This window comes from Sphingobacterium sp. E70 (assembly GCF_019285695.1).
Lineage (GTDB): Bacteria > Bacteroidota > Bacteroidia > Sphingobacteriales > Sphingobacteriaceae > Sphingobacterium > Sphingobacterium detergens.
Window position 1 is genome coordinate 4,398,552 of sequence record NZ_CP079104.1, and the last position, 19,436, is coordinate 4,417,987.

Annotated in this window: 31 protein-coding genes and 3 pseudogenes; 28 read left to right on the forward strand and 6 right to left on the reverse strand. The window is 40.2% G+C overall.

Translation table 11 applies throughout. The annotated features are described in order from the left end of the window. Positions 1–47 precede the first annotated feature (47 nt). The 8 genes from KUH03_RS31115 to KUH03_RS31145 all read left to right on the forward strand — a co-directional run bounded on the left by KUH03_RS31115 (position 48) and on the right by KUH03_RS31145 (position 3,932). A complete protein-coding gene (locus tag KUH03_RS31115) occupies positions 48–1,400 on the forward strand; it encodes a RagB/SusD family nutrient uptake outer membrane protein (RefSeq protein ID WP_257088226.1) in 1,353 nt (450 codons plus the stop codon). A gap of 246 nt (positions 1,401–1,646) precedes the next feature. After that, positions 1,647–2,261, forward strand: a complete 615-nt coding sequence (locus KUH03_RS31120; protein ID WP_257088227.1) for a metallophosphoesterase N-terminal domain-containing protein — start codon at positions 1,647–1,649, stop codon at positions 2,259–2,261. Beyond that, positions 2,237–2,527, forward strand: coding sequence for a hypothetical protein (locus tag KUH03_RS31125; RefSeq protein WP_257088228.1), 291 nt, complete (start codon positions 2,237–2,239; stop codon positions 2,525–2,527). Before KUH03_RS31120 ends, KUH03_RS31125 begins: the two co-directional genes overlap by 25 nt. Positions 2,528–2,544: 17 nt before the next feature. After that, positions 2,545–2,892 (forward strand): hypothetical protein, encoded by a 348-nt coding sequence (locus KUH03_RS31130; protein WP_257088229.1) that lies wholly within the window; start codon positions 2,545–2,547, stop codon positions 2,890–2,892. Continuing rightward, a complete protein-coding gene (locus KUH03_RS31135) occupies positions 2,877–3,179 on the forward strand; it encodes a PQQ-binding-like beta-propeller repeat protein (RefSeq protein ID WP_257088230.1) in 303 nt (100 codons plus the stop codon). Before KUH03_RS31130 ends, KUH03_RS31135 begins: the two co-directional genes overlap by 16 nt. Next, entirely contained in the window at positions 3,137–3,517 is a 381-nt protein-coding gene (locus KUH03_RS31140; protein WP_257088231.1) for a PQQ-binding-like beta-propeller repeat protein, read from the forward strand. The genes KUH03_RS31135 and KUH03_RS31140 overlap by 43 nt, the downstream gene beginning before the upstream one ends. After that, the gene (locus KUH03_RS49390) at positions 3,511–3,792 is read left to right on the forward strand and encodes a hypothetical protein (RefSeq protein ID WP_373564518.1); all 282 of its coding nucleotides are present in this window, start codon (positions 3,511–3,513) and stop codon (positions 3,790–3,792) included. Before KUH03_RS31140 ends, KUH03_RS49390 begins: the two co-directional genes overlap by 7 nt. After that, positions 3,786–3,932: a PQQ-binding-like beta-propeller repeat protein gene (locus KUH03_RS31145; RefSeq protein WP_257088232.1), complete on the forward strand. Its 147-nt coding sequence runs from the start codon at positions 3,786–3,788 to the stop codon at positions 3,930–3,932. The genes KUH03_RS49390 and KUH03_RS31145 overlap by 7 nt, the downstream gene beginning before the upstream one ends. A gap of 202 nt (positions 3,933–4,134) precedes the next feature. Here the strand turns inward: KUH03_RS31145 and KUH03_RS31150 are convergent, their stop codons facing one another. The 3 genes from KUH03_RS31150 to KUH03_RS31160 form a co-directional block, all read right to left on the reverse strand. After that, positions 4,135–4,269 (reverse strand): hypothetical protein, encoded by a 135-nt coding sequence (locus tag KUH03_RS31150; protein ID WP_257088233.1) that lies wholly within the window; start codon positions 4,267–4,269, stop codon positions 4,135–4,137. Positions 4,270–4,286: 17 nt separating this feature from the next. After that, positions 4,287–4,859 (reverse strand): aminotransferase class I/II-fold pyridoxal phosphate-dependent enzyme, encoded by a 573-nt coding sequence (locus KUH03_RS31155; RefSeq protein ID WP_257088234.1) that lies wholly within the window; start codon positions 4,857–4,859, stop codon positions 4,287–4,289. An 88-nt stretch (positions 4,860–4,947) separates the two neighbouring features. Further along, positions 4,948–5,553, reverse strand: a complete 606-nt coding sequence (locus KUH03_RS31160) for a GntR family transcriptional regulator (protein WP_257088235.1) — start codon at positions 5,551–5,553, stop codon at positions 4,948–4,950. 101 nt (positions 5,554–5,654) lie between these two features. Here KUH03_RS31160 and KUH03_RS31165 point away from each other — a divergent pair, with 101 nt between their 5' ends. From KUH03_RS31165 to KUH03_RS49395, 4 genes and pseudogenes are all read left to right on the forward strand, one after another. Beyond that, complete coding sequence (locus tag KUH03_RS31165; protein WP_257088236.1) at positions 5,655–5,951, forward strand: hypothetical protein; 297 nt, start codon at positions 5,655–5,657, stop codon at positions 5,949–5,951. Further along, entirely contained in the window at positions 5,948–6,154 is a 207-nt protein-coding gene (locus KUH03_RS31170; protein WP_257088237.1) for a cupin domain-containing protein, read from the forward strand. Before KUH03_RS31165 ends, KUH03_RS31170 begins: the two co-directional genes overlap by 4 nt. A 27-nt stretch (positions 6,155–6,181) precedes the next feature. Next, a pseudogene (locus tag KUH03_RS31175) lies at positions 6,182–7,083 on the forward strand (dihydrodipicolinate synthase family protein). A gap of 148 nt (positions 7,084–7,231) precedes the next feature. Beyond that, positions 7,232–7,456, forward strand: coding sequence for a 2Fe-2S iron-sulfur cluster-binding protein (locus KUH03_RS49395; RefSeq protein ID WP_373564519.1), 225 nt, complete (start codon positions 7,232–7,234; stop codon positions 7,454–7,456). Positions 7,457–7,651: 195 nt separating this feature from the next. Here KUH03_RS49395 and KUH03_RS49400 read toward each other — a convergent pair. Together KUH03_RS49400 and KUH03_RS31180 are read right to left on the reverse strand one after the other, a co-directional pair. Then, a pseudogene (locus KUH03_RS49400) lies at positions 7,652–7,864 on the reverse strand (RNA polymerase sigma factor); the annotation flags it as partial. 20 nt (positions 7,865–7,884) lie between these two features. Then, the gene (locus KUH03_RS31180) at positions 7,885–8,046 is read right to left on the reverse strand and encodes a hypothetical protein (protein WP_257088238.1); all 162 of its coding nucleotides are present in this window, start codon (positions 8,044–8,046) and stop codon (positions 7,885–7,887) included. 630 nt (positions 8,047–8,676) lie between these two features. On the opposite strand from KUH03_RS31180, the gene KUH03_RS31185 reads away from it, so the two are divergent. The 15 genes and pseudogenes from KUH03_RS31185 to KUH03_RS31245 all read left to right on the forward strand — a co-directional run bounded on the left by KUH03_RS31185 (position 8,677) and on the right by KUH03_RS31245 (position 17,989). Next, entirely contained in the window at positions 8,677–9,705 is a 1,029-nt protein-coding gene (locus KUH03_RS31185) for a FecR family protein (protein ID WP_257088239.1), read from the forward strand. A gap of 32 nt (positions 9,706–9,737) precedes the next feature. Then, entirely contained in the window at positions 9,738–10,277 is a 540-nt protein-coding gene (locus KUH03_RS31190; protein WP_257088240.1) for a carboxypeptidase-like regulatory domain-containing protein, read from the forward strand. Between the two features lie 35 nt (positions 10,278–10,312). Next, entirely contained in the window at positions 10,313–10,975 is a 663-nt protein-coding gene (locus tag KUH03_RS31195) for a TonB-dependent receptor plug domain-containing protein (protein ID WP_257088241.1), read from the forward strand. Next, complete coding sequence (locus KUH03_RS31200) at positions 10,947–11,468, forward strand: hypothetical protein (RefSeq protein WP_257088242.1); 522 nt, start codon at positions 10,947–10,949, stop codon at positions 11,466–11,468. The genes KUH03_RS31195 and KUH03_RS31200 overlap by 29 nt, the downstream gene beginning before the upstream one ends. Further along, positions 11,465–11,989: a TonB-dependent receptor gene (locus tag KUH03_RS31205; RefSeq protein ID WP_257088243.1), complete on the forward strand. Its 525-nt coding sequence runs from the start codon at positions 11,465–11,467 to the stop codon at positions 11,987–11,989. The genes KUH03_RS31200 and KUH03_RS31205 overlap by 4 nt, the downstream gene beginning before the upstream one ends. Next, positions 11,959–12,579: a TonB-dependent receptor gene (locus KUH03_RS31210; RefSeq protein ID WP_257088244.1), complete on the forward strand. Its 621-nt coding sequence runs from the start codon at positions 11,959–11,961 to the stop codon at positions 12,577–12,579. The genes KUH03_RS31205 and KUH03_RS31210 overlap by 31 nt, the downstream gene beginning before the upstream one ends. Beyond that, positions 12,576–13,049, forward strand: a complete 474-nt coding sequence (locus KUH03_RS31215) for a hypothetical protein (protein ID WP_257088245.1) — start codon at positions 12,576–12,578, stop codon at positions 13,047–13,049. The genes KUH03_RS31210 and KUH03_RS31215 overlap by 4 nt, the downstream gene beginning before the upstream one ends. 4 nt (positions 13,050–13,053) lie before the next feature. Next, positions 13,054–13,413, forward strand: a complete 360-nt coding sequence (locus tag KUH03_RS31220) for a hypothetical protein (protein ID WP_257088246.1) — start codon at positions 13,054–13,056, stop codon at positions 13,411–13,413. Next, positions 13,410–13,985: a RagB/SusD family nutrient uptake outer membrane protein gene (locus tag KUH03_RS31225; RefSeq protein ID WP_257088247.1), complete on the forward strand. Its 576-nt coding sequence runs from the start codon at positions 13,410–13,412 to the stop codon at positions 13,983–13,985. Before KUH03_RS31220 ends, KUH03_RS31225 begins: the two co-directional genes overlap by 4 nt. Before the next feature lie 217 nt (positions 13,986–14,202). Then, positions 14,203–14,547: pseudogene (locus tag KUH03_RS49405) on the forward strand (RagB/SusD family nutrient uptake outer membrane protein); the annotation flags it as partial. Positions 14,548–14,624: 77 nt separating this feature from the next. Continuing rightward, positions 14,625–14,693, forward strand: coding sequence for a RagB/SusD family nutrient uptake outer membrane protein (locus KUH03_RS49410; protein WP_139351161.1), 69 nt, complete (start codon positions 14,625–14,627; stop codon positions 14,691–14,693). A 13-nt stretch (positions 14,694–14,706) separates the two neighbouring features. Continuing rightward, complete coding sequence (locus KUH03_RS31230) at positions 14,707–16,254, forward strand: GH116 family glycosyl-hydrolase (protein ID WP_373564861.1); 1,548 nt, start codon at positions 14,707–14,709, stop codon at positions 16,252–16,254. Then, positions 16,251–17,207, forward strand: coding sequence for a glycoside hydrolase family 116 protein (locus KUH03_RS31235; protein ID WP_257088249.1), 957 nt, complete (start codon positions 16,251–16,253; stop codon positions 17,205–17,207). Before KUH03_RS31230 ends, KUH03_RS31235 begins: the two co-directional genes overlap by 4 nt. Before the next feature lie 204 nt (positions 17,208–17,411). After that, positions 17,412–17,693 carry a hypothetical protein gene (locus tag KUH03_RS31240; protein WP_257088250.1) on the forward strand — a complete coding sequence of 94 codons (282 nt, stop codon included), beginning with the start codon at positions 17,412–17,414 and terminating at the stop codon, positions 17,691–17,693. Continuing rightward, entirely contained in the window at positions 17,669–17,989 is a 321-nt protein-coding gene (locus KUH03_RS31245) for a hypothetical protein (protein ID WP_257088251.1), read from the forward strand. The genes KUH03_RS31240 and KUH03_RS31245 overlap by 25 nt, the downstream gene beginning before the upstream one ends. Positions 17,990–18,103: 114 nt before the next feature. Here the strand turns inward: KUH03_RS31245 and KUH03_RS31250 are convergent, their stop codons facing one another. After that, entirely contained in the window at positions 18,104–18,550 is a 447-nt protein-coding gene (locus KUH03_RS31250) for a DUF5367 domain-containing protein (protein ID WP_257088252.1), read from the reverse strand. A gap of 259 nt (positions 18,551–18,809) precedes the next feature. Here KUH03_RS31250 and KUH03_RS31255 point away from each other — a divergent pair, with 259 nt between their 5' ends. Then, positions 18,810–19,235, forward strand: coding sequence for a hypothetical protein (locus KUH03_RS31255; RefSeq protein ID WP_257088253.1), 426 nt, complete (start codon positions 18,810–18,812; stop codon positions 19,233–19,235). The last annotated feature ends 201 nt before the right edge of the window (positions 19,236–19,436 follow it).

Here is a 19,436-nt window from a genome sequence, read left to right on the forward strand (position 1 = left end):
ATCGATAAGGTCAACCAGTACAGTGATGTTCCTGGTATAGTCAGACCATGGGAACATCAGATATTGAACTATTGCACAAAAAACAAGACAGCCGGTCGCTTGTTGTGGATTCAATTATGGCTGATCTCGAATTTGCCGCTGCCAATATCAAACCCGATGGGCACAAGTCGACAGTTACGAAATGGGGAGCCTTGGCGCAATTAGCACAGTTCGCTTTGCAAGAAGGAACTTTCCGTAAATATCACTCTTATTTGAATCTGAGCGGATCGGCCAATACTTTTCTGCAAAGGGCGGTTTCTGCTACTGAGGAGATTATGAAGTCAAATAAATTTTCAATCAGTAATGCTGGTGGCGTTAACCGTGCTTATCGGGATCTATTCATAAGTCTTAACCTGCAGGCGAATCCTGAGACCATCTTATTTATAGATTACGATAAGGATTTAGGAAGAAGACGTAATACACATACGGTATTGGATTATGAATGGGCCCTGAGCCAAACGCTGATGGAAAACTATCTGATGAAAGATGGAAAGCGTTTTACGGACCAAGCGGATTATAAAACGAAGAATATAGATCAAATTTTTGTTAACCGAGACCCGCGCCTTGAGCAGACTTTTATGAAGCCTGGGTTTCAGTCAGTCAATGCAACAACACCACAGCGCCTCAAACCAACGCTCGGAGGGTACAACCAGATCAAATTCTATCCCGAAATAGCAGATATGATCAGTTGGGAGGCAGCCTATACAGATGCATTTGTATTTCGTTATGCCGAAATCTTATTAATCTTTGCTGAAGCCAAAGCGGAGCTGGGAATCCTCACGAGCCAGGCTGATCTTGACAAATCGGTCAACCTGCTACGGCAACGTGTTGGGATGCCAAGCATGCAGCTGGGCGAGGCAAATGCCAATGTGGATCCGGTATTGCAAGCTTACTACTCAAATGTGAAAGGAGGCAATGTGGGACTTATCCTTGAAATCCGCAGAGAAAGACGTGTCGAACTGGCTTGTGAAGGCCAGCGATACAGGGACGTTTTTCGCTGGGAAGTGGGCGAGCGCCTGGCCGATCAACAACAGGGAATGTATGTAAAGGCATTAGGCCCAATGGATGTAACCGGAGACGGTAAAATAGATATCGCGATACTTGAATCAGCAAAGGATACCGGTCCGATTAAAGACTTGACAGAAGAGGAAAAGAAGAACATTTCCCTGTATTATTTAAAAGATGCCAATGGTAATAATACTTCAATTTATCTTGAAAATGGGAACAATGGACATATTATGTTTACTGTAGCCAGAGATAAGAAGAAGACATTTGAAAAACCAAAGTATTACTATTATCCGGTTGCTAATAGTCAGATGGTTCTGGATGGTAGCAAGTTGGTACAGACAAACTTTTGGTAAGGAATTGGTTTTATGCTAGATAATATGCTAAAAGACTAATTTAAAGGAGTTATTTTTTACAAATTTTAAGGTTAAAGATAGGGTACTTCCAATCGATGGATGGCACCCTATCTTTATTTGCAATTAGAGTTTTTATATGAAATGTTTTACACATAAATTTATACTATCACTGCTACTACTATGTAGTAATGCAATTTACGCTCAATATCGGGGCATGTCTTTTTGGATCTTGATAACAACAAAAAGATGGAAAACGCTGAAAAAGGAATGAAAGATATTGTATTATCCGATGGTTACGAGGTTGTAAAAACTGCTGAAGATGGAAGCTTTAACCTAAAAAAGAATGATAAAGCCAGATTTCTCTTTGTGCGTGTTTCAGCTGGTTATAAAGCAAGTGGAACTCATTATATTAAGATTGATCCAAAACTAGAAAATTATGATTTCGGTTTAATCCAAGATGAAAAGCAAGAGGCGGATAAGCTTCGGTTTATTCAGATTACAGATACCGAAACACCACTATATGGGGAATGGATAGACAATATTCGTAAGTTTTCGCAGCAACAAAATGCGACACTGATTATGCACACGGGCGACATCTGCTACGAGCCAGGGATGCAGTTTCATGCCCGACAGGTAAATACGGAACTGATGGGTGTTCCGACCTATTATACAGTAGGCAATCACGACCTTGTCAAAGGTGAGTATGGTGAAAAACTATTTGAGGATTTATTTGGACCGGTCTACTATTCATTTGAGGCAGGACCAGCACACTTTGTGGTTACGCCCATGCCTGGCGGTGATTATGCGCCCAGCTATAGTCAGGATCAAGTAATCGCTTGGTTGAAAAAGATCTCGCTCTAAAAACAAAAGATAAACCGCTCATTTTTATTAACCACGACCTGCTTGTCGGAAAGGATTTCGTGATGAGAGGAAAGACCGATTCTATCGATTTGAAGCAGTATAATCTAAAAGCATACCTGTATGGCCATTGGCACAATAATTATAGTTTTGGCAGCAGAGATGGAGTTGCGGTTATATCCACAAATGCTCCTAATAAAGGAGGAATAGATAATTCTGCAGCTCAATTCCTGGTTATTGATGTGGATAAAAAGGGGTTAGCAAAATAACGCCAAAGTATCCTTATTTGTCAGATCACATCGCGTTAATTTACCCACAAAGTAAGCAAATGCAGATTTCAAACAGAAAAGAAATAGAAATTAGCACAAGTGTGTATCATACGGAAAAGAATGTTATTTCTGTGTATGCAACACTATTAAATAAATTTGGAACTGCGATAAAAACGGCTAAATTGAAACCCGTTAGCGACTGGAACTGGCGTGGAAATTTTACAGTTCCACGCCGTACCGATCAGCAGTATGATATTATGCTGGAAGTAAATTATGGCGACAGTACACAGGTGCTTAAGAAATTTGCTTGGCATAACGAACCCACTTCTACCGCTTTTCTTCAATTGGCTTGGTCAAAAACATAGGGTCTAATGTATGGAAGAGTCCACCTCTGGTACAGGGACAGCGGGTATATGTGGCCAGTATCGATGATGCCATTGGTGGTAAAAGTAAAATTCAGGCATTAAAAGCCCAATCGGGGGAAACCATCTGGACTTTCCATACCCAGAACTCCGTCAAGCAGAAGTTGGCCTATAGCAATGGCTTGGTATTGGCAACAGATATGGGAGGTACAGTGTATGCAATCAATGAAAAAGAGGGCAAACTCGTTTGGAAGAAGGATCTCAGTGGGGAAGGCTTCCAGGATACGTAAGTGCTGGAGTTGTTCGCGATGGTATTTATTATACTGGCGCAGGTAATTATCTGTCAGCAATAAAAGTCGAAGATGGGAAAACAGTATGGCAGAATAGTGACTGGAATGGTGGTGAAGGTATGCCTGGAGAGCTACTGATCACCAATGGATATCTAATTACTGGTGCAAATTGGAATGCCTTATTTGTTCACGATAGTAAGACAGGAAAACTCCTATGGAAGAAAAATGAAGATGGCTTGCGATTTAGAACCGGAGGAGCCGGTGCGGATGAAAATTCGCTTTATGTAGCTGGGCTGAACAATCTTTTAGATTGGATCAAAAGAAGGGCACTGTGTTAACTAAAAGCCAAACTGATGATGATTTTAAGGTTATGGCCTCACCCTTATTAACAGAGGAACTGGTGATCATGCCCACAGCGACTAATGGGATAAAAGCATTTGATCGTAATGCATTAACCGAAAATGGAGTTTCCAGACTGAAGAGGCCCTTATTTACAGCTCTGCTTATTCAACTCCTGATCTTCACAAGAAAGTTGCAACTGTCGAATCCAGTGTCCGCTATGCGGCTGGAAAGTTGCTTTTCGGCGGAACAGACGGCTATCTATATGTGTTAAATTTAGATGGAACTTTGGTGCAAAAGGTTAATCTGGGCACACCGATATTAGCCGAAGTCTCCATTCATGGAAATGAAGTCTATGTTGCGGATTTTGCTGGTAATGTCTATTGTTTTAATATAACGACAACAACAAAATAAATTACATTGAATATAAGCCGTAATTAGACTAAGGTGGAATAGTTTGATATTTTTATCTTAAAATAAGCTGGGCAACTCACCTTTATATTGCCCAGCTTAATAGAGAACTTAAAATTCCCAGTTCTCCAACTTATTTTACTGAAATAAAGCTATGATAAGGTAGTCGGGATAGACATACGCTAAACATCGACCGTACTGTTTATTAAAACAAGTCCGCCAAAGCGCTGATAAAATCCTCCAATTCTTGATCAGACAGCGATGCGTATCCCAATCTCATACCATTCATTATTTTGTCAAAGCTGTAGCTCTCTGGTGTGATCATGCTGAAACCTTTCATATTGAGTTTTTCCGAAATCAGTACCCAGTCGACCTGCTTTTTAGGCACGATCCAATAGGCAAGCCCACCCTCGGGGATAAGGTAAGATACTTTATTTCCAAGGTGCTTTTGTAGTAATATTTCGGTAATATCCCTTTTTGTCTTATAATAATTTGTTGCTTTTTTATATGACGTTTTATGGTGCCATCCTTGATCAATTGCAAAACGGCCTGTTCCATAATACTGTCTCCTTGCACATCGATAATCTTGCGCAAACGAGCGACTTTGTTGATCAAAGTACAATCATTACTTGCTATATAACCGATACGTAACGCCGGAGCTACGACCTTGCTCATGGTACCGATATACACATAATTTTTAAGCTCCATAAAACTTGACAACGGGAGAATGGGACGGTAACCAAAATGAAATTCATTGTCGTAATCATCTTCAATAATGGTAAATCCATATTCATTAGAAAGTTCGATCAGTTCCAATCTTCTTTTTAGACTCATTGTGACCGTAGTTGGGTATTGGCGGTGGGGTGTCACATAAATGGCTTTTATGTTTTTGTGCAATTTCAGAAGCGCTATTATATCCTCGATTATCACACCTTCGTTATCTACCCCGCAGGTAACAACTTAGCTCCGCTTTGGTCAAAGGCCTCCCAAGCGGGTTTATATCCGGGATTTTCAATGATCACATAATCTCCTTTTGAAAGTAAGCACAGAGCAGCAAGATACATGGCCATTTGGCTCCCCTTGTGATGCAGATATGCTGTTCATTCACCCGCATTCCCCGTTGATGATTGAGCATTTGGACCACAGCCTTTCTAAATTCTAGATTTCCGAATTCGCTACTGTAGCCCATTAATTGCCACTTCGCTTTTTGGTTGAAAATTTGACGGTATGCCCGAGCTAATTCATTAACAGGTGCAATTTTGCTGTTGGGGTATCCATCATCAATTTGCAGTTGAGTAGATCCACCCGTGGCATCATTTGTTGCTTCAGCGATTGGCGCTGTAGTCTGCGTTTCCTTAAAATCGGGCAAGGTCGAAGCAACGAATGTGCCTTGCCGCTCTCTGGAAACAAGCCAACCTTCTATCAATAGTACACTCAATGCTTCTACTATGGTATTTCTATTGACTTTCAGTCGCTGCGCCAGATTTCTACTGCCCGGCAAAGCATCACCCGCCTTTAATCGGCCGGAATGAATATCGTTTATGATGGCATCGGCAATCTGTAGATAAATGGCCTTATCTGATTGTTCATCTAATTGAATTTGAAATTCCCACTCTCGTAACATCTGGACTATTTATTTTTATAAAAACTGTATCATAACGCTAGTCCAAAGTTAGCATATTTTTGTTATGCAATAATGCAATGAACATTAAAATTTTTAAAGTTATGTCAAAATTAGAAGCATCTACAGAAGTGAAAAAATCAATTCATGCCGAACAAAAGCAATTTAGTTCTAAAGATTTTCATCAGACCTTTGCAAGACCTACCTATGTAAGACCTTCACATGTTATCCATAAGAATGTTGAAAACGCTGGGGTACACAATCAATTCTCAGCAGAAAGAAAGCATCCTGTTTTCTTTGTAGACTTACCAAGCAAAAATGTCAGTTTGACGATCGGAGGGCTATTACCCGGACAAAAACGCATTTACATCGTCATACCTATGAGACTGTCCTGTATGTGATCGAGGGCAAAGGTTGGACCAAAGTGGAGGATGAAATTGTAGAATGGGAAGCCGGCGATGCCGTTTATATTCCGTCCTGGGCTTGGCATCAACACCAAAACACCAGTGATACCGAAAGTGCAAAATACATCGCTTGTGAAAATGCGCCACAACTGCAAAATCTAGGGGTTGCTTTGCGCGAAGAAGAAGGAAGAGATTTTTAGTTCAGCATACATTAAAATAGAAACCATATGGATAATGTACCATTTAAAGGGATAATCGCTTATCCTGTTACGCCATTCGACGACAATGAGGTCGTGGATATTCCTTTGTTTAAAAAGCAGGTTGAACGTTTAGTTGCTGCGGGTTCACATGGGATTGCGCCATTAGGGAGTACAGGCGTATTGCCTTATTTGAATGACGCGGAGAAAGAAGCTATTGCTGAAGCCACCATGAAGCAGGTATCAGGGCGTGTCCCTACGTTAGTCGGCGTTTCCAATCTGACTACGGAAAAGACCATTTACCATGCACAGTTTGCAGAAAAAGCTGGCGCGACTGCCGTGATGATTATACCGATGAGTTATTGGAAATTGACCGACGATGAAATAGTAAGGCATTACGATGCCGTGGCATCCAAAATTTCTATCCCAATAATGGCATACAATAATCCCGCAACAGGCGGGGTTGATATGTCGCCAACATTGCTGAAACGCCTGCTCGAAATTCCCAATGTGACCATGATCAAAGAGAGTACAGGGGACATTCAGCGCATGCATTATTTAAGGAAAGAATTGGGAGAGGAAGTTGCCTTTTCAACGGATCCAATCCGTTAGCATTAGCTGCTTTTACGGCTGGAGCAGCCGGTTGGTGTACTGCGGCTCCTAACCTTATCCCCGAATTGAATATAGCATTGTACGAGGCAATTCAAGTGAATAATCTGGAAAAGGCAAGAAAGCTCTTCTATCAACAGGTTGACCTGCTCAAATTCATCGTAGCAAAAGGGTTGCCGCGTTCCATTAAGGCTGGACTAGATATTCTGGGAATAGGCGGTGGTGGTTTTAAAAGTCCTTTGGGGCCGCTCAGTGATCATGATATCGCAACATTAGAAACGATACTCGCCTCAGTAAAAAGTGAAGAATACCAATATCAATAGAGCAGAAAAACGGAGCTAATGAAAATGTGTAACATATTGGCTTTAGGACATCTATTGAAGATTTAAAATAATGATTTTAAAGCCCGAAACGCTGCGAGCGTTCGGGCTTTGTAAACCGAACTTGTTGTAATTTTATAAGTGAAAAAGTATGAATCTGGACGAAGAATCAAAAACTACCGAAACTGATGCCGAACCATCGGATTGTGTATTAGTTTCATTAACCTTGAATGAAACTATCAGCAAGATCCGCTGGGACAGGAAAATATCCTTGCTTGATGCTATCCTCGATGCAGGTATTGCTGCACCACATAGCTGCTGCCGTGGTAATTGTGGGACTTGTGTGTGCAAGCTAGAGGAGGGGAAGTGCGTTTGAGACGAAATTTTATTTTGTCAGAAGCTCACCTACAGCAAGGTTTAATTTTAACTTGCGTAGCGGCGCCTGTAAGTAACACAATAAAGATAAACTACGACGAATTTTAGCTATAATAGATTTTTTTAAGTTGATTGTGTCTGAGCTACTAGCCGACATCTTAGGTCGCTATTCAAGCAGATATTATCTTTACTTTTGTCAAGAGAAATACAGCGATATTAGGAAAGCAATAGAATAACGGTTGTTACCGAAATTTTGTCGAATGGAGCTGATTGCTCGAGCATGAAGCTTATAAGAAGCCTTAACGGTGATACCGATTGTGTCAGATATCTCTTCGAAAGTCATGCCTTTGACATATTTCAGATACAATATTTCTTTTTGCCGATCAGTAATATTTTCTAATGCATGTTTTAGGCGTTGGCGCGTTTCCTTTAATTCTTCCTTTTTATAATTCTGGCCTCAAGCGGGAGTTCGAAATCAAACGCGTAAACCTGTTCATCCAAAACATCAAAAGCATACTTATCCTCCTGTCTTTTCCGATTTAAAAGCTCGTTGCGAACAGATCGGTGTAGGTACACCGTCACGTTCTTCACCTCTTTAATATAATTCCGTTTTTCCAAAAATTGATAAAAACATTTTGTATTACATCTTTAATTAAGTCATCATCTTTTGAAAAACGAAGGGCATATAGAAATAAACTTTTGAAATTGGAATTATAAATTTTCTCAAAAGAGCTTCTATCTCCTTCAGAAACTTCTCCCATTCAATTTCTAATGTGTTTTCATTTTGCATCGTTATATGACTAGCTATTAGTAATGAGACAAATATACAGGTATATCGTTTGGATTTACAGCCTTTATTTTTACTTTTTCAAGATCGTCATTTGTAACCTGAAACGGAAGTTGAAACGAAAATAAAATTTTTGCAAAAAAGAATATTTATAAATGATCCTCATCAAGAATATACATTTTATCCGATGAAAAAACAATTCGTTAAGAGCTAAAATAGCTGCCACTGTTCGTTATAGAAGTCCTGCATCTGACCATCGAAATCAACAGCTATAAGTCAATTTGACATTACTCCCTGCTATATTTTGCTGAAATGAACTTTAAATTTAAATAATTCTATCTCATTTACAGTGTTTTATGGATTTTTTTAATTTTTCTTGGGTGACAGAATGGAAAAATGGTGTCTTTAAATTAAGTAAACCGAATTATTGATACATGACAACTAATACAGATATGTTTGGCGGCGACCAACTCTTAGAAGAATTGTTCCGAGAACCTTCCTTTTTGCAATTAACTGCGCAACAAGTTTTGGTTGACGATGCGCAATGGCAACTTTGGTTTGATGAGTATCCGAGGTATCAAGAGGTGAATCTCGTGGCTAGAAAACTTTACGAGTTAAAATATTATGAATCCACAGTAACTGTCAATGAAACCTATTGCTCAGAAGTTTGGACAGGAATTGTCGCACATTTAGAAAATAAAGAGAAAAATGTTGTTCAACCTCGATTGAGGCAATTAAAAATTCGCCAGTGGTTGCAATATGCGGCGATTTTGATCGCTGTGAGTGCGCTTAGTTTATGGATCTATCTGCAACAAGCCACACCAAGAATGAGTGAAACTTACGCAACATCGACAAACAAGAAAGAAATTATCTTGCCAGATGGTAGTACATTATGGCTTAATAAACAGAGTACTGCTACTTATCAGGAAGATGGATCTCGTAGAAAACTGGATCTAATTGGGGAAGGGTACCTACATGTGACAAAACAGATTCACAATGGTCAGAGAAGACCATTCGTTGTCGAACACGATGGTTTAAAAGTTGAAGTACTGGGAACACGTTTTAATATTATCAATACACCGACAACTAAATTAGTGGCTTTGGATGAAGGGAGTGTAAGAGCCGGTTACGAAGGTCGGAATATGGTTATGAAGCCAGGTGAAGTTGTAAACGTAGACCGGGGTGTATTGAAGCGACTGCCGGTACGATCTGGTTTGGTAAATAGTTGGCAGACAGGTATACTCGATTTGGATAAAACTACTTTAAATGAAATTATTATTTGGATGGAATTAACCTACAGAAAGAAAGTGGTTGGCAGGCTTCCTTCAAGTATGATGAAGGTCACAGTGAGTGGCAAGATAGATGTCTCCGAACAGGAAATTGTATTGAGATCAATAGGCAACTTGTATAAGGTTAGTATTTCAGAAGAAAAAGACCACTTCGAAATCAAAACGAGCGAATAAACAAAAAAATATAATCTAAATACCCCTACATTATGAAAAACAAATGGATTCGGCAACTCGCCTGGGCTGGGATTGGTCTGTCATCATTTTCGCTGATCAATAGCGCCTCAGCCTCGGAGATTTATTGGAATACGAATGCTGCAGAACTGTCTTTTGAGCAACAACGAATTGACAAAATAGTGCTTCGATCCCTGCGTGTTCCTGAAATTTTGCAGATTGTTTCCAAACAGGAGAAAATTTATTTTGCCTATGCAGATGTCCTTATTGAAAAGTTGGCGATTGGCGAAATAGATCCCTTGACAGTGAAATTGTCCTCGCTACCTAAAATTTTGGCGAGAGCTAATCTTCGGATGGTCAAGATCTCGGACAAACAATATGTTATCGAAAAATTTGAGCAATCGACCAGTAATACGGTGGAGAGAACCCCATTAAGTAAGAAAAATTTTACAAATCAGCAATATATTAATGGGACTGTAACTGATACAGATGGAAAGCCTTTGACTGGCGTTACAGTAAAAGTTTTAAAGGGAACAACAGCAGTTAGAACGGATATTGAGGGAAGTTTAACATAGAAGCTGCCATTGGGAGTACTTTACAGTTCAATCTTTTGGGGTATCAGGCTGTTAGTCGAGAAATTAATTCTGATGCACCAATGATGGTACAGCTCATTACGGCTATTACCAATTTGGACGAAGTTATCGTTGTTGGGTACGGTACACAAAAGAAAGCTGATTTGACAGGCTCTGTGGGGATAGTGGATGTTGGGAAATCTCTAAAGTCACGCCCGGTTACAAACGTTCAGGAGCTTTTGGCCGGAACAATTCCTGGAGTCAATGTCAGTAAGGGTAGTGGGGCTGTAGGCAGTGGGGCCTCAATCAACATCCGCGGAACATCAACAATTGGTGGCAGCTCAGGAGCATTGGTACTCATCGACGGAGTACCGGGTAATATCAATACGTTAAATCCGAATGATATCGAGAGTGTTTCGATTTTAAAAGACGCATCATCTGCTTCAATATATGGGTCTCGTGCGGCAAATGGTGTAATCTTAGTCACCACTAAAAGTGGCCAAGCATTTGATAAACTGTCTATTGAAGTCAATACAGGAATAGGTATTCAGTCACCGCAACAACATATTGATTTCGTAGGCTCAGAAGACTTTATGAAGTTGTGGGATCAAGCACTTGTAAATGATGGCAAAGCTGCATTGTATGGTGAAAAAGGTTTGCAAGATTTACACGATGGAAAATATGCCAATGTTAAATGGTAGAAAGATTTATAAGAAAAACAGAATTATTAACAATAATTATTTGTCGCTTTCCGGCAACAACGAACGCGTAAAATATAGATTTTCGGCCTCACACGATTTCCAAAACGGAACGTTGCCCAACAACAAATATAACCGTATTATTTTAAAGCCAGATATGACATTTCATATCTCCGAAAAGATTGATGCGCGGGCAAATATTCAATATACGGAGACCTATATTGATGCTCCTCAGGGCGGAACAGAAATTTGGCAGACACAAGCCATGCGTGTTGCACCTATTTATTCTGTACAAAATCAACTAGGACAGTATGGTCCAGGTTCTTCGATGGTTAACAACCCCATTGCGGGAGTTTACCAATCTGGGTTCAATCGACAAAAATACAAGGAACTATTGGGTATTTTCGAGCTGACCTATAAACCGATAGAAGATTTGGAGCTTAAAGGAATTTTTCCCGTTATACGTTTGATAACTGGAGTAAAAACCGTGTCTTGAGTTACAATTTGTATGACGATGCTGGAAATGTAGTTTCTGTTCAAAATCGGGTCACAAATTTAACGGATGGAGCGAGCAACAATTACCGTAATATGCTACAATTTACAGGTACCTACAAAAAGGATTTCGGTGATCATCACTTCAAATTGTTGGGCGGATATTCGCAGGAGTATTTTAATACTTCAGGTTTTACAGCATTTCGGGATAATTTGCCTTTTCCGAACATTGATGTGCTAAATAGCGGAGCCCAGACCAATATGATTTCGACAGGGGATGCCAACGATGTGGCTATCCAATCTTACTTCTCGCGGTTGAATTATGATTATAAAGGGAAATATCTATTTCAGGCCAATGTTCGAGCTGACGGATCTTCACGGTTTGCAGCAGGAAATCGTTGGGGTGTATTTCCATCGTTTTCTGCAGGGTGGAATATTCATCAGGAAGATTTCTTTCATGCTGATTTCCTGAGCACTTTAAAATTGAGAGGATCTTGGGGATTTTGGGTGATGCCGAAAAGGTAGGATATTATGCTACTGCTACCGTATTAACTTATGATCCGGCCATGTATGGATTCAATGGCGTTGTGGTACCCGGTGCTTGGAACAATGTCTCGATCAATCCAAATATTAGCTGGGAAGAGTCCAAACAGACCAATTTAGCTGTTGATTTGGGGCTATTCAACAAAGTGAATATAACCGCAGAGTATTTTATCAATAATCGTGATAATATCTTATATGCACCGCCCGTACCTACAGAGTTTGGCTTAGCCGGACCCTTGGCCAATTTGCTGAGTTTGCGGAGCCAGGGAATGGAGTTTCAGGTTGGGTATAATGATCGCAAAAATGATTGGTACTGGTCAGTCGATGCTAACGCTTCCTTTTCTAAAAATAAAGTTAAGAATCTCGCGGGGACAGGGCCATGGATTGGAAGCCAGACCTTTACGAATGTAGGATATACTTATAATCTTCCCTACGGCTATCAAGCCGAGGGGTTGTTCCAATCTGAAACAGAAATTGCCAATAGCGCATCACAGGAGCTAATATTTTTCCGGGAAATATTAAATACAAAGATCAGGATGGAAATGGTGTCATCAATGGAGATGATCGTGTGATATTGCGTGATAAACCTGTCATACGTTATGGACTGAATTTGGGATTGGGTTGGAAAAATTTGGATATATCGGTCAATATGTACGGTGCCTTGCAGAATACGCGATATATCAGTGGTTATGAAGGCTGGGCCTTTTTCCTGACACAGAATGCCAGACCTATGCACTTGGACAACTGGACTCCAGAAAACCCAAATGCCAGCTATCCTCGACTCTCTTTACAGTATACATCAAACGATACACAATATTCCGATTATTGGCTACGAAAGGCCAACTATCTAAAGATTCAGAATGCGCAGATTGGTTACACATTTCCAGCAAATTTATTATCCAGTTTAAAAATAGCAAGCTTACGTGCATTTGTATCAGCGCAAAATTTGGCAACGATAACCGATTATAAGGGATTTGATCCAGAAGGCTCTTATTACCCAATTTCACGGACATTTTCTTTTGGTGTTAACCTTAAATTTTAATACAATGTTTAACAAATATATACTTAAATCGACTGTTTGTATAGGTATTCTTCTCGGTACTTCAGCCTGTGAAAAATTTATTGACCGTGATCCTTTGTCTCAGGCTTCCGAGACGACCTATTGGAAATCCGAAAACGATGCATTGGTCGGATTAAATGCTGTGTATACCGCTTTACCAACTGCCCGAGACTTTTGGCGGGATTGTCAGAGCGATAATTCGGCCATGACCAATGCATGGGGTGAAGGAGGCCTAGGTTATATCAGTATGGGGAACCAAAACGCAGCGACAGGTTATATCGCTGAGGAATGGCGCTATGACGATGTTCGTAAATGCTTGTATTTTTGGAACGGCTGCGTGGAATGAACTTTGATCAAGCCAAAAAGAACCGTTTTGAAGCTGAGGCTAGGTTTATATTAAGCATGAAATATCTGCGGATGGTGCAGCATTTCGGCAATATTCCGTTAATTAAAGAAAGTCCTGTTACGATAAGTGAAAGTAGTTTGCCGAGAGCTAATAAAGAAGAGGTTTTAGCCTATGCATTGGAAAATGCCCAGTTTGCCATTGATCATCTACCAGCAAGATTTACCGGAGCGGACCTTGGACGAGTAAATAAAGCTGCAGCTTATTTGCTGAAAGCAAATATCTACTTGTATCAAGCTAGCATCAAACAGTTTCATGAAAATGTATCGGCCGCAACACTTTGGCAGCAGGCTTATGAGGCTGCTGCTGAGGTACAGAAAATGGGTTATTCTTTAGTTGACGATTATGCCGAAGTATTTAAACAAGCCAATAATGCGAATACAACCGAGGTTATTCTCGCCCGTCAATATGTAGAGGATAAGATCACACACATGACGCCGGTATTGGCATCACCTTCAGGTACAGGGATTACAGGCAATGGATGGGCGAGTTTTTGTCCTACAAGGATCTGGTAGATTCCTACCTCTGTACAGACGGAAAAGGTATTCGTCAATCTTCAATGTATGATCCGGCCAATCCCTGGGAGAAGCGTGACTTGAGGTTGAAAAAACATTTATGTTGGCTGGGGTGCCTGTGTTGCGTCCGAATGGGCAATATGTTGCTTATCAGCCACATCCGGCCTACAATAAAAGCGAAAAAATCAATAGCGAGGGTGGAGGAATCACCGGTTTTATGTATCTTAAATTCAACGAACCTGAATATGCTAAGCCCGATCAAGGTTTTGCTAACTGGCCAATTTATAGATATGCTGAGGCCTTGCTTATCGTTGCCGAAGCATTGAATGAATTTCGGCCTGGAGACGCGCTAATAAAAACCGCCCTCGATCAGGTTCGAAAAAGAGCTGGACTCCCCGCTGTTACCGCGGCGGAACTAGGCAGTCAAATGACAATGCGACAATTAATCCGGGAGGAACGCAGGCATGAATTTGTCGCCGAACACAAACGCTATTTCGATATTTTGCGTTGGAAAATCGCTGAAGATGTTTTGAGCAAACCAGCGGAAGGAATTAACAGTAATCAGAATGATGCGATAGGTGATTGGACCAAACCGCGTTTTCTTGCACAAAAAGAGTATTTGATAAAAATAAGCACTATTTGTGGCCAATTCCACAGAATGCAATTGATAGAAACAAAAATTTACTTCCACAAAATCCCGGATGGTAATTATATAAAACGTATGGATAGAAGAAGCTTTTTTAAGAAAACGAGTTTAATAGGTCTAGGTGTACTGACCAGTCATTTTACAGTGTGGTCCAAATCAATATTTTCCTGGGACAATCCGATACACAATATCCCTGAGCAGAAGGATATAGATAAGCAATGGCTCGCCTCTTTGCATCAGCGGGGCGAGAAAATTGCCTACCGAAAGAGTAAAAATGAACTGCGTTATATTGGTATGCCAGTTGGTGGATTGCATACAGGTACAGTGTATATCGGAGGCGATGGACGTTTGTGGTTATGGCAGATATTTAATACAGCTTATGATGGTGAACGCGAAGGTATAGAACCCAAAAATGTGCAATGGAATAATGGGAAAGAGCTGGCGACTGTCCGTCCACGTGATGGGGCAGCCTATATCGAGCCAGCCATTGCGGACAACTTACGTAGCATCGAGCAAGGTTTTGCAATATCAGTTGCTGTTGGAGGAAAACAAGTCGTCAAAGAACTCCGCGAAAATCATTGGGACGAGATTGTGTTTGAACCGACTTATCCGACTTGCCGTGTTACATATAGTAGCGCCAACTTTCCTGTGGAAGTCGTACTGACCGCCTATTCACCATTTATTCCGTTGGACCAGGATAATTCTTCCTTGCCATTAACGACATTACATCTGGAATTGCGTAATAAAATAAATACACCGGTCGAAGTAAGCCTAACAGGCTGGATGGAAAACGGTGTGTTTAAGGGACGTAAAGATCTCAATGCAGTTTGTAAAATATCCCGCCTATTAGATAAAGCAGGCGTAAAGGTCTTAAACTACAGTTGTGAACAAATACCCGATAGTGCTTTGCAAGCTGGTGATTATGGTACGATGGCCTTTACTTGCTTGGATCCTCAGGCATGGGTACATACCAAGCTGGAACACTGGCCGGTGACACCGCACTCATTACAATCGGATCATAATGATTCGGTCGTCGACTTCGCTGATTTACAAGTGGGTGCCTATACCGTTAAGCGGGTTATAAAACCAACAGAGACCAGTCGGATTTCGTATGCAATCTCCTGGCATTTTAATAATCCACATCCCAAGTTGAAAGCGCATTTAAAGGATGCCCAAAATGGCTATTGGTACGGTGCAAAATTCAATGATGCATCAGCAGTCATTGACTATTATCTGGCGCATCGGCAAAAGCTTGATGGGGAAACGCTGGCCTGGCAACAGACCTGGAATGATTCGACATTACCCCATTGGTTTATGGACCGTACCTTTGTTAATATAGGAACCTTGGCGACAGCGAATACGATGCGTTTTGCTTCAGGAAGGTTTTGGGGTTGGGAAGGTATCGGTGCCTGTGCCGGTACTTGCACCCATGTGTGGCAGTATGGTCAGTCTATGGGACGTATATTTCCTGATATTGAGCGCAATTTGCGCGAGGTTACTGACCTTGGGGTGGGCTTTCAGCCAGAAACTGGCGCAATTATCTTCCGGGCAGAATATGAAAAAGACCCGCCATCGATGGGCAGGCTGGTGTTATCCTTCGTTTTTATCGGGATCATCAGATGAGTACTGATGACACATTCTTAAAACGTAATTGGCCAAAACTTAAACAGGCGATTCAGTTTGTTCTCGACCAGGATAAAAACGGAGATGGTATGACCGATACGCCAATGGAAAATACATTGGACGCCGTGTGGGAAGGAGAGATCGGCTGGATTGTAGGACTTTGTCTCGCTGCCATACAAGCTGCGGCATTGATGGCTGAGGAAGTTGGCGATAAGAAATTTCAACAGATCTGCATGAACTATGTCAGAAAAGGAACTGAAAACATGGATAAATATCTTTTTAACGGAGAATATTATATCCATCGGCCAGATACGATTCAGGGAAGGAAAAAGCTGGGTTCCTACAATACTTGTCATATAGATCAGGTCTATGGACAGGCCTGGTGTTTTCAAGTGGATATGCCTCGGATTAATGACAGAGAGAAAACATTATCCGCCCTGAAGGCACTTTGGAAATATAATTTTGCGATGGATGTGGGACCCTATATTAAGACACACCTCGGGGACGGCCATATGCATTGGCAGGCGAAGGGGGATGGTCATGAATACAAATCCAAAAATGAGGAAAAAGCTTATGGCGATAATACGACTTGGCAACTGGGTTATTTTCATGAATGTATGAGCGGATTTGAACATCAAGTTGCTGCACACATGATGGCCGAAGGTATGATCGACGAAAGTTTGGTCATGACCAGGGTAATTCACGACCGCTACCATGCGGCAAAAAGAAATCCCTTTAACGAAATTGAATGTAGTGATCACTATGCACGTGCGATGGCGAGTTACGGAACCTTTATCAATGCCTGTGGCTTTAGTTATCACGGCCCAAAAGGGCAAATTGGTTTTGCCCCAAAAATAGGATCTTCAGATTTTAAAGCGCCTTTTACCACCGCGATGGGATGGGGACCTACATTCAAAAGCAGCAAATGCAAGGAAAGCGTGTTTGCCAGTTAACATTAAATTATGGCGCGTTGGAACTTAAAGAATTTCATCTGGGGATGCCGAAGAGCTTTCACTTGATTCTAAGCAGATTACTGTTCTACAAAATGATAAACAAATAGCACTTCATAAAGTGAAACGTCAAGGAGAACGTTTGGTGATCAATTTTAAAGACAAAGTAGGACTAGAAAAAGATGATACATTAACTATTCGATGGTTATGAAAAAAATAGTGAATAAACTGCTTGTGATAATAAGTCTTTTCTTGGTTATGGGATGTATGTCATCAGCAGATCAAAAGGCCGGATCTGTGCCGAAATCCGATTGGGGAGAGGTGCTTTCGCAAAAAATACCCTTGCTTGGACATCGCAATTGGATATTGATCGTTGATAAAGCTTATCCCGCACCAACGGGAGCGAATATACTTGTTCTCGATTCAAAAAACAGATACCGGAAGTATTGGACGATGTCGTACAATTGCTCAATAAACAGCATCATGTAAAACCTATCTTTTATTTTGATAAAGAATTTGATTATTTAGACGATGGGCTTGCACCAGGATTAAAGGAATACAAAGAGAGCCTAACCAAACTTTTACCGCATATAGAAAAACGGTCCCTCTTACACGAAGATGTTTTTGGGAAAATAGATAAAGCAGCAGACCTTTTCCAGATAATTGTCGTGAAAACAGAATCACTTATCCCGTATAGTTCAGTTTTTATTGAACTTGATTGTAAATACTGGGATGCCAATCGTGAAAAGATTTTACGTGAGCGGATGACAAAGTCGACAGAATAAAGCCTTTAATCTTGTAGTAATTTAGACAATTAACTGCAGAGCTAAATGGATAAAATAATTTATGCATCCATTTAGCTCGGTAGTTGTCCAATGTGTACTTCTTAGGTTTTGGATTTAACTGTTCTTTCGCAATCCAACCACAATCGATGTGAGTAATACAATGCTATATGCCCACATTAACCAAGAACCAAAAGTTGTCGCACTGTTTGGGGCCATGTTAGGAAAGATGTGTTCAAAAAACTGAATAATGAACGTATCGAGAACCATTCCTGGTAATACCAACAATACGCCTGCGACGATATTTTCGAATCCTGAAAGTTTAAATCTTTTGAAAGTTAGAACTGAAATCAATACTAATGCGGGTATTACAACTACATATAAACTAGTAAGTATTGGTAATGAATCTGTGATAAAAAGAATTGTCCCACAAATCGGAAAGCTATCGTTGCTAAAACCCAAATTAGAAAACCTATCGTAAGAACCGGCAAAATAAACGTATTTTTCATTTTGAACATGTTGAATAAAAGAGATATTCGGTAAACCTTGCTTTCGAAAACTCATTTACAGGAAAAGCTATACTTAGTGATGAAATTACAGAAATCTTTGTAAATATAGGGGCTTCAATTCCCTGATTTTGCATTCAATATCAAGGCCCCTTCCATTAGCTTATCAAAATGTATAGATTTATTTGAAAAATAGGAGGATCTTTTAGCAAATATTGGCTATTTTAGTTCGTAGCCAGGAGGTTGAACGATCTTTTGTTAATTGTCATAAATATAACCGAATAATACAAACAATTAAAAGAATAATAAAGCCTAAAATGAACGATGAATTACTGGAGTCGCTGAAAAGTGATCTGGATTTAGAAGGATCTTTTAAGAATGGGCAATTTGGTATTTATTCCGACTATCGGGAAAGGGATGATGTATACTTCATTAAAGCGAATAAAGAAGGACTAAAATTGTTTGCTTATCAGCTGTTATGTGCCGCCAAGGATTTTGAACATCAGGAACAAGAACAGGCTTTTCAGAATATTGCATTGGAAGAGGTCTCTTGGATGCTTAAAGATTCTGAGATTGTTTTAAAACACATTGAAGATCCTTCGATGATTAGGGTTAGTGAAACCGAAGCAACTAAATCGAGCTGGAAAGATAGCGCTGTAACAATAGGTTGCTGTATTATACTCGCATTCCTTTTGATTTCATTGATTGTCGGGATTTATACAATCATTAATTCTATTTTATAAAGGTTATGCAATTAAACATATTATTTTAGTTGCTTTTCAATTATAGGATATTTTTAATCAATAATATTTACCATATGCGGTACCTAAAAGAAAGAAAATTGCCATTTTTTATTGCTTGTATACACCTTATAAACTGTCTAAAATTAAAGTTTTAGCATTAATCAAGGAAATCAAAAAAATGTGGGAGAAGCGTAGTATTAT